The 11,914-nt window shown below is 50.6% G+C and carries 11 protein-coding genes and 1 other RNA gene; all 12 read left to right on the forward strand.

The genetic code is table 11. The features are described from left to right. Window positions 1-319: 319 nt before the first annotated feature. The gene (gene rpoE / locus ACR9FF_RS00740; protein WP_127497851.1) at window positions 320-904 is read left to right on the forward strand and encodes a DNA-directed RNA polymerase subunit delta; all 585 of its coding nucleotides are present in this window, start codon (window positions 320-322) and stop codon (window positions 902-904) included. Window positions 905-1,288: 384 nt separating this feature from the next. After that, window positions 1,289-2,893: a CTP synthase gene (locus tag ACR9FF_RS00745; RefSeq protein WP_127497853.1), complete on the forward strand. Its 1,605-nt coding sequence runs from the start codon at window positions 1,289-1,291 to the stop codon at window positions 2,891-2,893. A 134-nt stretch (window positions 2,894-3,027) separates the two neighbouring features. Further along, complete coding sequence (locus ACR9FF_RS00750) at window positions 3,028-3,426, forward strand: response regulator (protein WP_012772140.1); 399 nt, start codon at window positions 3,028-3,030, stop codon at window positions 3,424-3,426. Window positions 3,427-3,756: 330 nt separating this feature from the next. Further along, a complete protein-coding gene (locus tag ACR9FF_RS00755; RefSeq protein ID WP_127497855.1) occupies window positions 3,757-5,010 on the forward strand; it encodes a UDP-N-acetylglucosamine 1-carboxyvinyltransferase in 1,254 nt (417 codons plus the stop codon). A 119-nt stretch (window positions 5,011-5,129) separates the two neighbouring features. Then, complete coding sequence (gene rho, locus ACR9FF_RS00760; RefSeq protein WP_435168255.1) at window positions 5,130-6,494, forward strand: transcription termination factor Rho; 1,365 nt, start codon at window positions 5,130-5,132, stop codon at window positions 6,492-6,494. 24 nt (window positions 6,495-6,518) lie between these two features. Next, a complete protein-coding gene (locus ACR9FF_RS00765) occupies window positions 6,519-7,772 on the forward strand; it encodes a radical SAM protein (RefSeq protein WP_127497859.1) in 1,254 nt (417 codons plus the stop codon). Window positions 7,773-7,881: 109 nt separating this feature from the next. Further along, a complete protein-coding gene (gene rpmE / locus ACR9FF_RS00770; protein WP_012772144.1) occupies window positions 7,882-8,079 on the forward strand; it encodes a 50S ribosomal protein L31 in 198 nt (65 codons plus the stop codon). A 75-nt stretch (window positions 8,080-8,154) separates the two neighbouring features. Next, the gene (locus tag ACR9FF_RS00775) at window positions 8,155-8,589 is read left to right on the forward strand and encodes a hypothetical protein (RefSeq protein ID WP_435168258.1); all 435 of its coding nucleotides are present in this window, start codon (window positions 8,155-8,157) and stop codon (window positions 8,587-8,589) included. A 60-nt stretch (window positions 8,590-8,649) separates the two neighbouring features. Continuing rightward, window positions 8,650-8,917: signal recognition particle sRNA large type (ffs, locus tag ACR9FF_RS00780), an RNA gene on the forward strand. 155 nt (window positions 8,918-9,072) lie between these two features. Next, window positions 9,073-10,845 (forward strand): DNA polymerase III subunit gamma/tau, encoded by a 1,773-nt coding sequence (gene dnaX, locus ACR9FF_RS00785; RefSeq protein WP_435168260.1) that lies wholly within the window; start codon window positions 9,073-9,075, stop codon window positions 10,843-10,845. 23 nt (window positions 10,846-10,868) lie between these two features. Next, window positions 10,869-11,180, forward strand: a complete 312-nt coding sequence (locus ACR9FF_RS00790) for a YbaB/EbfC family nucleoid-associated protein (RefSeq protein ID WP_127497865.1) — start codon at window positions 10,869-10,871, stop codon at window positions 11,178-11,180. A gap of 105 nt (window positions 11,181-11,285) precedes the next feature. After that, entirely contained in the window at window positions 11,286-11,885 is a 600-nt protein-coding gene (recR, locus tag ACR9FF_RS00795; protein ID WP_127497867.1) for a recombination mediator RecR, read from the forward strand. Window positions 11,886-11,914 lie beyond the last annotated feature (29 nt).

Raw genomic sequence — 11,914 nt, forward strand, 5'->3', positions numbered from 1 at the left:
GAGTTCGGCCGCATGAGCAACTTGCCTTTTTTCAGATAATTAGGCGTGGAGCCGTGTCAAAACGCCGTGAAGGACATAGGATGATGTAAGAGTTCTAACGACTCTTACGCTCCGGTCCCGCATTACTCGATGCGTGCTCCGGATGGATACAGTCAAAGCGAAGGGACAGCCCTTCGCTTTTTTCTTTTGCAGGGAACATTTGCATAGGCGAGAAGCAGCCGGGAGACAGCTTGCTTTTTTGAATAAAATAGGTTTTACTATACTTTGATAATGGTTATGATTACGAAAGTATGAAGATAGCAAGAGAGGATGTGTCCATGTGAGCAACGGCAATATTGCATTGAAGCTCGATCCTGAGCGGATGAAAGAAATGCCTATGGTGGACTTGGCGTTTGAAGTGCTGAAGGCAGCCAATACGCCTTATTACTACCGTGACCTAATGATGGAAATTGCGAAGCTTCGCGGACTTTCCGCGGACGGAGTTAATCAAGTAATCGCTCAAGTATATACGGAGATCAACATTGACGGCCGTTTCGCCTGCGTAGGCAGCAATATGTGGGGCCTTAAACGCTGGTATCCGGTTGAACGCAACGAAGATCCGATCTCGAACGCGAAACGTCCGCGCATCATTAATGACGATGACGACGATGATGAAGATCTGTTCGCAGATGAAGAAGATGATTCGTACACAGCGGATGAGGAAGATTACGATTCTTACGATGAAGATCGTGAATTCGGCGAAGCAGAAGCTGAAGAAGAAGTTGACGAAGAGGTTGGCATCGAAGACGAAGAGCTCGAAGATGATGAATCTGACGAGGAACTCGACGCGGATGCCGAGCTTGACGATGAAGACTCCGAAGATGAAGATTTTGAAGACGATGAGGAAGAAGAAGACGATAAATAATCATCCTCAAGCTTGCCGTGTTTAAGCTTGACAGTCCGCATACGGGCAGAGTAAACTATTGCATGGGCTTTAAGATTCGGTTAACGTACCGCATAAGCAGCAATGGCTTACCTTCCCGTTTTTGAAGGATACAAGCCTCTGCGGATCTAGCATTTGCCGCGTTTTTCCGGCAAGCTACACGTTTAATAATATGCCAAATGAAAAGTGCCCCGTGAAGACGGGTGTCACTTTTTTTGTTTGTAGAAGCAAGTTAGAAGCAAGTTCAGGAGCCTGATTTGTTCATCCATAAACTGGACAGAGGAATAGAGAGTCTGCTAATCCATGTTTATTGTGCAAATGGGATAACCTAAACATAACCAGAGGAGCATGGAGGGTATTAGCAAAGTGACAAAATATATTTTTGTAACCGGGGGCGTCGTTTCATCGCTTGGCAAAGGAATTACCGCTGCATCACTCGGCCGTCTGCTTAAGAACAGAGGGTTGAAAGTAACGATTCAAAAGTTCGATCCTTATATCAACGTTGACCCGGGAACGATGAGCCCGTACCAGCATGGCGAAGTATTCGTAACAGACGACGGCGCGGAAACAGACCTTGACCTTGGGCATTATGAACGGTTTATCGATATTAACCTGACGAAGTACAGCAGCGTTACGACCGGCAAGATTTATTCGAACGTTATCTCCAAGGAACGCCGCGGCGAATATCTGGGCGGAACGGTTCAGGTTATCCCGCACATTACGAACGAAATCAAGGAGCGCGTATACCGCGCTGGCAAAGAAGCCGGCTCCGACGTTGTAATCACCGAAATCGGCGGTACGGTGGGCGACATCGAAAGCTTGCCTTTCCTTGAAGCGATCCGCCAAATCAAAAGCGATATCGGGCGCGACAACGTGATGTACATTCACGTAACGCTTATTCCATACATCAAAGCAGCGGGCGAAGTGAAAACCAAGCCAACGCAGCATAGCGTAAAAGAACTTCGCAGCATCGGCATTCAGCCTAACGTCATCGTATGCCGTACCGAGCATGCGCTGTCGGAAGACCTGAAACGCAAAATCGGCTTGTTCTGCGACATAGACGCTAACGCGGTTGTTGAATGTATCGACGCTTCGACTTTGTATGAAGTACCACTGATGCTTCGCGAGCAAGGTCTCGACGATATCGTGGTGAACCATCTGAAGCTTACGACGAACCAACCGGACATGACGCAATGGGAAGATCTTGTGAACCGCGTAAAATCGTTGCATAAAACGACGGAAATCGCCATTGTCGGCAAATACGTTGCGCTCCATGACGCTTACCTTTCCATCGTTGAAGCTCTGGGCCATGCGGGTATCGATGCGGACTCCGAAGTGAAGCTTCGCTGGGTGAACGCGGAAGAGATCGACGACGAGAACGTTTCGGAAATGCTGAAAGGCGTACACGGTATTCTTGTGCCTGGCGGCTTTGGCGATCGCGGTATTGAAGGGAAAGTTTCGGCTATCCGTTATGCCCGCGAGCAGCAAATTCCGTTCTTCGGCATTTGCCTTGGCATGCAGGTTGCCGTTATCGAATACGCGCGCAGCGTAGCCGGCCTGTCGGGCGCGAACAGCGCGGAGATCAATCCGTCGACGCCGTATCCGGTTATCGACCTTCTGCCGGATCAGAAAGACATCGAGGACATGGGCGGCACGATGCGTCTTGGCCTTTACCCTTGCAAATTGAAGCCGGGATCGCTTGCGGCTACTGAATATAACGATGAGCTTGTTTATGAGCGTCACCGTCACCGGTATGAATTCAATAACGAGTACCGTGAGCGCATTGAATCGGCGGGTCTTCGCATTTCCGGCACTTCGCCGGACGGCCGTCTGGTGGAAATGGTGGAGCTTCCGGAGCATCCATGGTTCCTTGCGGTTCAATTCCATCCGGAATTCACTTCCCGTCCGAACCGTCCTCAACCGCTCTTCCGCGGCTTTGTGCGTGCGGCTTTGAAATACTCCGGACAGTAAGAACAGCTGTTCTGACATCCGATGTCTCCAATTTTTTTAGTGGAAAAGCAGGATAATGTACCTCTCCGCGCGAATATATTAACGATTATGGAAGAGTTGACCAGTTGTGGGTCGAGTCGCGGGAGGTAAATATCTTGGAGAAGAAGAAGCTATTGATCGTTGACGATCAGAATGGCATCCGTGTGCTTCTGATGGAAGTGTTCAGCAGTGAAGGCTACAATACTTTCCAAGCTTCAAACGGTAGGTTGGCACTGGAAATCGTAAAAGCCGAGAATCCTGACCTCGTTCTGCTTGATATGAAGATTCCGGGGATGGACGGACTTGAAATTTTAAAGCATGTGAAGGCAATTAACCGTGATATCAAAGTCATCATGATGACGGCTTACGGCGAGCTTGACATGATCAAGGAAGCGACCGATCTGGGGGCTGTTATGCATTTCACGAAACCGTTCGATATCGATGAGATGCGGATTGCGGTTAATATGCAGCTTCACGGCGGCAATTCCAATAACCGCTTTGCGGTAGGGTCCTAAGGGACCCTTTTTTTTATGAGAATTCCCTTTTAAAAGGATTAATTTGCACCCCCTATATTAAAGGTTTCTAACCCGTTGCCTACTTCTGTAAGAGAAATACCATTCCCTGTCCCGATATGGTATAATGGCTCAGAATCAACGGTCTAATAGACATGTTAATCTTTTATTAACGATAAAATTTTGCTTCGCAAAGAAGCAAAAACAAGCAAAGTGTACTAAATAGGAGTACGGGATAATGAGCCGCCCATCACGGCGAGCGTGTCAGTATAAGCTCGCGCCATATGGCGGTTTTCCTATGTTTCTTCTTACATTTCGGGAGGACTATATTTGATGGAGAAATTGATGATACGCGGTGGACGTCCGCTGCGGGGCACCGTCCAAATAAGCGGAGCAAAGAACAGTGCCGTCGCTCTGGTTCCGGCTGCCATATTGGCAGAATCAGAAGTGGTATTGGACAATTTGCCCCATTTGAGCGATGTTGTCGTATATAGTGAGATCCTGCAGGACCTCGGTGCTGTCGTAAGCTGGCAGGGCGATGTCATGAAGATTGATCCTTCGCGGCTTGAATCGAAACCGATGCCAAATGGAAAAGTGAAGCTGCTGCGTGCTTCTTATTATTTGATGGGTGCCATGCTTGGACGCTTTGGGGAAGCGATTATCGGATTGCCTGGCGGATGTAATTTCGAGCCAAGACCAATCGATCAGCATATTAAAGGCTTTGAAGCTCTGGGTGCTACCGTTACCAACGAACAAGGCTCGATGCGGATTCATGCCAAAGAGCTGCGTGGAGCGAAAATTTATCTCGACGTTGTCAGCGTTGGCGCGACCATTAATATAATGCTTGCGGCCTCCCGGGCCAAAGGCTCTACGATTATCGAAAATGCGGCAAAAGAGCCTGAGATTATAGATGTAGCAACGCTTTTGAACGCGATGGGCGCGAGGATCAAGGGTGCGGGTACGGAGACGATCCGGATTGAAGGGGTAGACAGCATGCATGGCTGCCGCCATTCGATTATTCCGGACCGGATTCAGGCAGGCACTTACATGATTGCAGCCGCGGCAACGCGCGGAGACGTTACCATCGACAACGTTATTCCGAAGCATATGGAAGCCATGACGGCAAAGCTTGAAGAAATGGGCGTAACCGTTCAGGAAATGGACGAGTCTATCCGTATTATCGGTGCTCCGGAGTATACGGCCGTTGACGTGAAAGCTCTGGTTTACCCGGGTTTTGCAACGGACCTTCAGTCTCCGATGACAACGCTGCTTGCCCAGGCCAAGGGCGTCAGCATCCTGAGCGATTATGTCTACAGCAACCGTTTCAAGCATGTGCCGGAACTGAACCGGATGGGCGCGAATATTCGCGTGGAAGGCCGTTCCGCCATTATTGAGGGCGGAGAGTTTTTTGCGGCAAAGGTTAAAGCCGCCGATCTGCGGGCAGGGGCGGCGCTTGTGATAGCCGGTCTTACCGTCAAAGAAGGAATTACGGAGATCACTGGCGTAGAATATATTGACCGCGGTTACGACAATCTCGTTGATAACCTGCGCAGACTTGGTGCGGATGTTTGGCGGGAAACGGAATAATTGTTATTTTTAACGGAGTGAACCACCCGATTTGGCGTTTTTCTGGCAGGCTGAACGAATAGAATTCGTCAAATCGGGTATATAATGATAGCTAAAACTGAATACAAAGTGGTGAGAATATGACAGATCTTCAGATCTCCGATCTCGAAGAAATGAAGCTGACCGAGTTGTACAAATTGGCGAAGCAATATCAAATACCGTACTACGGCCAGCTGAAGAAGAAGGAATTAATATTTGCGATTTTACGGGCACAAGCGGAAAAAAGCGGCCTCATGTTTATGCAGGGTGTACTTGAAACACTACCGGAAGGCTTCGGCTTCTTACGGCCAATCAACTATTTGCCTAGCAAAGAGGATATTTATATCTCTGCTTCCCAGATTCGAAAATTCGACTTGCGTACCGGCGACCTTGTATCGGGCAAATGCCGGCTGCCGAAAGACTCTGAGAAATACTTTGGTCTCCTCCAGGTAAACGCCGTAAACGGCACCGATCCTGCGCAAGCGGCCGAAAGACTTCATTTTCCCGCTCTAACTCCTCTTTATCCACAGAAAAAGCTCGTGCTGGAAACGGCATCTTCCAAACTTTCTACTCGAATTATGGACTTACTTGCGCCTGTTGGCCTTGGTCAACGCGGACTGATTGTAGCTCCGCCAAAAGCGGGTAAAACCTTGCTGCTCAAAGAAATAGCGAACAGTATTTCGACGAATCACCCGGATATCGAGTTGTTTGTGCTGCTTATTGATGAACGCCCCGAGGAAGTAACGGATATGCAGCGTTCCGTGAAGGGTGAAGTTATTGCTTCTACGTTTGATGAAGTACCTGAAAACCATATAAAAGTAGCCGAGCTTGTGCTTGAACGGGCGCTGCGTCTGGTAGAACACAAGAAAGACGTTGTTATTTTGCTCGACAGCATTACCCGTCTTGCCCGTGCTTATAACCTGGTTGTGCCGCCATCCGGACGTACGCTTAGCGGCGGTATCGATCCGGCAGCTTTCCATCGTCCGAAGCGCTTCTTTGGCGCGGCCCGGAATGTGGAAGAGGGCGGCAGCTTGACGATTCTCGCGACGGCGCTTATCGAGACCGGCTCGCGTATGGATGACATCATTTATGAAGAATTTAAAGGTACGGGCAATATGGAGCTGCATCTAGACCGCAAGCTTGCAGAACGCCGTATTTTCCCGGCGCTCGATATCCGCAGATCGGGTACGCGCCGCGAAGAAATGCTTTTATCGAAAGAAGAATTGGATAAATTATGGGTTGTGCGCCGCAATATGACCGATACGCCTGACTTCGTCGACGGCTTCCTGAAGAAGCTCGCCGATTCGAAGACGAATGAGGAATTCCTGATGTCGCTTGACACATCGGAAGATCAACCTGCCCCGCAGCAGCGGACAAGCGCAGGTACGGGTACTACAGGTGCGGGACTCAAAAGCAGCGCAGCAACCGGAAGGCGACCGGCGCCGCGCACGACGCACGGCTCCTAGTGCCGCCGGAAGGAGGACATCAAGATGAATCTCGTATACGCGGATGAGAAAGGCAATGTGTTTGATCATCCTGACTATATAGCGCTTGGGCGCAGCGGCGATATGATCGTCGAATTAATGGAGGACGAGCTGATCCCTCTGCCAAGGGGGGCTACGCTCGTAGGGCTGCCTCATACCCGTCCGGTCTTTATGGATCCGGATACCGGCGAAATGAAAATGCTCTCCGGCAATTACCAGGCTGTAGGCGCTTTGTTGCCGCAGGGTTATACCCGGCTGGCGCTGCCAAGCTATGTGAAGACCGATAAGAATGAGAAGTTTCCGCTCTTTGGCTACACCTCTGTCGTTTGGAAGGACGGCGGTTTTTATGTGGCGGCGGAGCAAAGCGATGATCCGTACAAATGGGATCCGCTTAACTGCGACCGGGGAGATGTCCGCAAAGGAGTAGAACTGCTGACTGCTAAATACCCGGAGAACAGACTGTACAAGCATTTGTCACATTGCGCCCTTGGCTACGAATGCTTAACTTCCTCCAACACGTTCCTTCAGCGCTGGGAGGGCGGGGTACCCGTTTCTTATTCCTGCAACGCGGGATGCTTCGGCTGCATTTCGGAGCAGCCGGATGACAGCGGGTTTGTTGCGCCTCAGACGCGGATGAACTTCAAGCCTACGGTGGATGAGATCGTGGAAGTAATGCTGGAGCACCTGAAAACGCCGGAATCGATCATCAGCTTTGGCCAAGGCTGCGAAGGCGAGCCTTCCACGCAGGCCAAAATCATCGTGGAAGCGATGAAGATCGTGAGAAGCCAGACAAACCAGGGCTATATCAATATCAATACGAATGCCGGACTTACGGACTTCATGCGCGCAATCGTCGACGCGGGTCTTGACCTGATGCGCGTCAGCACGATAAGCGCTATTGACGAGCATTACAATGCTTACTACAAGCCGCGCGCATATACGCTTGCCAATGTGGAGAAATCCTTGAAGTACGCGACGGATAAAGGGGTATACACCTCCATCAACTACTTGATCTTCCCCGGGGTAACCGACCGCGAGGAAGAGATCGAGGCGATGATCGGATTCGCGAAGCGAACCGGACTAAAGCTTATTCAAATGCGTAACCTGAATATCGATCCGGAGAGCTACCTGCAGCTGATTCCTCCTGCCAAAGGCGAGATTTACGGGATGAAGCAGATGCTTGAAATCTTTCGAGAAGAGCTGCCGGATGTCGTTATCGGCTCGTACACGCATCTTCCGCCGGCGGCGGCGCGCAAGTAGCTGGCAAAACATCGGCATTGCATGCTTGTAATGGTCGTGCTATAATCCGAGTTGTGTGATTTATAACTCTGGATCCGCATGTGGTTCAGGGCAGAAAGAGGTGAACGAGATGAAACAAGGTATTCATCCGACATACCACGTATCCAACATCACTTGCGCTTGCGGTAACACGTTCGAGACAGGTTCGATCAAATCGAATCTTCGCGTAGAGGTTTGTTCCGCATGTCACCCGTTCTTCACGGGTAAGCAAAAGTTCTTGGATGCAGGCGGTCGCGTCGATCGTTTCAAAAAGAAATACGGCATTTAATCTCATCTGCCGCTTAATTTGGCAGAATAAGAAAACCTCCCTTAGCCATCCTATGGTTAAAGGGAGGTTTTTTGATTGCTTACCAAAAAGATGCTGCGCCGCAAGCTGCGCTTAATATTTATGGGATTCGCGATACCCGCATTGGTCATCGCTAGTTTGACCGGCTGTGCTGCCGACGGGGTGAACAATGGGCACCGGACGAATGACGGCAAGGTGGAAACCTATGGCCATGACGGATACATGGGTTATTCCAACAGCAACCCGAACCTGCCTAATAACAAGACATTCCTTAATTACGAGTCGGACAGGAAGCTTATTAATCAGGTGCTGCAGCCAATCGACGGAATCAAAAGCAGTCGTGTCGCGTTTAATGGCGGGGATCTCACCGTTCATATCAAGGCTGCTTCCAATCTGACGGACGCTCAGCTTGAGGCGCTGCGCGCAAAGACGGAGCAGGCTGTTCAGCTTAACATGCCGCGCTACCATGTCAAAGTGAAAGCGTCCCGTTAATCCTAACTACCATTATCCTACGGTTGCGCTTTGCGATTGGATGGGCTATACTTAGTTTTGCCGTGCTAGATGGGGAGTTAGCGGTGCCCTGTAACTCGCAATCCGCTTTAGCGAGGTTGAATTCCTGCTTTAGGTTATGTGATGCAGGGTTTGGCGCTTGCAATCAGTGTTGACGGTTGGGTCCTCCGCAATGGACGCTTGTGAACCTGGTCAGGTCCGGAAGGAAGCAGCCATAAGCAAGTTTGTTCATGTGCCGGGGGAGTGCCTGACCCGAGCTGAGACGCAAGAGTGCCGCCTGGATCGCATGTTATCGAGGGCAGGTGCACGGTTCATCATTTTCATAGTTTAAGTGAAGGAACACCAGCGATGGGGATCTGTTTTGAAGAAGCAGATGCCGGAAATGCGGGTGTTTTTGTTTTGCTTATAGACATCATGATGTATAATAGAGAACAAGAATGAGCAAGCCGAAGGGAACGTAAACGCGTGAGTCATATTGCATTATATCGTGCCTGGCGTCCGCAGACGTTCCAGGACATGGTTGGACAACGGCATATTATACAAACGCTGCAAAATGCGATTCGGGAGAATCGGGTTTCGCACGCCTATTTATTTAATGGTCCCCGGGGAACGGGGAAAACAACGGCGGCCAAGGTATTGGCAAAAGCGGTTAACTGTGAACGGGGCCCTGCGGAAGAGCCTTGTAATGAATGCGATGCATGCCGCGGTATAACGGCCGGTCATATTATGGACGTTGTCGAGATTGACGCGGCGTCTAACCGGGGTATTGACGAAATACGGGATATTCGCGATAAAGTCCGTTATGCCCCGTCTGAAGTTCGATATAAAGTGTATATTATTGATGAAGTCCACATGCTGACGTCAGAGGCGTTTAACGCGCTTCTGAAGACGTTAGAGGAACCGCCTGGACATGTTATCTTTATTCTGGCGACCACGGAGCCCCATAAGCTTCCGGCTACGATTATTTCGCGTTGCCAAAGATTCGACTTCCGGCAAGTCTCGCTGGAAGAGCAATCGGAGCGGCTGTTTGAGATTTGCCGGGAAGAAGGCATTGAGGCGGAAGAGGATGCGATCGCTTATATTGCCCGTCTATCCGAAGGCGGGATGCGCGATGCGATAAGCTTGCTTGAGCAGGTTGCGGCTTTTGGCGGATCGAGAATCACCCTTGACGGTGCTGTTGATGTGACGGGAGGCATGGCCGCGGATCAGTTCTATGCGCTGGCAGAAGCGATCCGGGACCGTAATGTCGCCGCTATCATGCCGCTCGTAGAGAGCTTAACGCAAGCCGGGAAAAGCGCGGACAAATGCATGGAGAATCTGATCTTCTATTTCCGCGATCTGCTTGTATTAAAGCTAGCCCCGCAAGGTGCGGTAACGGAGCGGGTGGTTGACGCCGAACGGTTCCGCGGAATGGCCGATGCTTTCAGCTCCGAGCGGTTGTTTAAGATGATTGATACTCTTAATACCTATCAATCCGATATGAAGCATGCTTCGCAGCCGCAGACTTTGTTTGAAGTCGCATTGATGAAAATTTGCACAATAGGTAACGAGAGTGCTGGGGGAGCGGGAAGCGGCGGCGATGCCGCGGCGTCCTCTCCGCCAGCCGCATCGGCCGAAGTACAGCGTCTTCGCCAGCAGGTGGAGATCCTTGAGCGCAAGCTGGAGCAGCTTATACAAAACGGAGGAGGCGCCGGTTCCGGAGCGGGTGATGGCGGTGCGGCCAGACAGCCTACCAGCCCATCCCGCCGTCCCGGCTTTGGCGGAGGCGGTGCTGCGGTCAGCCGGTCTACCGTGAAGCTTGATCCTTTTGTTGCCGCAGCCGGCAGTCCGGGTACGGGGCAAGTTCGGATGAAGTGGAACGAAGTGCTCCACCGGGTGAAGGAAGCAAGAATAACGGTACATGCATGGTTGGTTGACGGAGAGCCGGTAGCCGCAACGGATTCCACGATACTTGTCGCCTTCAAGAACACAATGCACCGGGAGACCACGGAGCGGCCGGCACACCGGGAGATTATCGAACGGGTCATGCAGGACGTATTCGGCAATCCGGTCAAGCTTGCAACCTGCATGCTCAAGGAATGGCAGAATGCGGCCAGCCGCTCAGGCGAGCAGGAAGGCGAAACGCTGGAATTACAGCCGGATGCGATTGACACCGGGGAGGAGCAGCGTCCACAATGGGTAGAGGAAGCTGTTAAGCTTTTTGGTGAAGACTTAGTTGTAATTAAAGAAGATAATTAACTATTACGATGAGGTGATAAGTCATGAATAACATGAACCAAATGATGAAGCAAGTAAAGAAAATGCAAGAGCAAATGATGAAAGCCCAAGAAGAGCTTGTAAACAAAACGGTTGAAGGTACGGCTGGCGGCGGCGTTGTAACCGTGGTAGCGAATGGCCACAAAAAAATCCTTAGCATCGCGATCAAACCTGAAGCGGTAGATCCGGATGATGTTGAAATGCTGCAAGACCTTGTTTTGACAGCCGTTAATGACGTATTGACAAAAGTAGACGAAATTGCGAACCAGGATATGGGCAAATTCACTGGCGGCATGAAGATTCCGGGCTTGTTCTAAGCCGGATTGCTGTCTATATAACATATAAAAGCTATACGCATGCTGACGCCGCCGCAAGGGCGGCGTCAGCCGTTTAGGCTGGAGGCTTGAAAGGGGCTGCGCGTTTTGTTTTATCCCGAACCGATAGCGAAGCTTATTGATGCCTTTACGCGGCTTCCGGGCGTTGGACCGAAGACAGCCGCAAGATTGGCTTTTCATGTGCTTCGCATGAAAGAAGATGATGTTATCGATTTCGCTAAGGCGCTTGTCAGCGTTAAGCGTAATCTGACGTACTGCTCCGTTTGCTGCAATATTACCGATACCGATCCATGCCGGATTTGCCAGGATAAAACGCGCGATAACTCCGTTATTTGTGTGGTTCAGGAATCAAAGGACCTTGTGGCCATGGAACGGACGAAGGAATTTCAAGGACATTATCACGTGCTTCAGGGTGCTATATCTCCAATTGAGGGAATTGGGCCGGATCAGATCAAGATTGCCGAGCTGCTTCGCCGCTTGAGCGATGAGCGGGTGCAAGAGCTGATCTTGGCGACGAATCCGAATATTGAAGGCGAAGCGACCGCGATGTATATTTCGAGGCTTGTCAAACCGTTTGGTATTCGGGTAACGCGGATTGCCCACGGCCTGCCGGTTGGCGGCGACCTTGAATACGCCGATGAGGTCACCTTGTCCAAAGCGCTTGAAGGACGCAGAGAACTCAGTTAACTTAATGCACGGAGAAAGAGCCATTATCC

The organism is Paenibacillus glycanilyticus (genome assembly GCF_051200795.1).
Taxonomy (GTDB): Bacteria; Bacillota; Bacilli; order Paenibacillales; family Paenibacillaceae; genus Pristimantibacillus; species Pristimantibacillus glycanilyticus.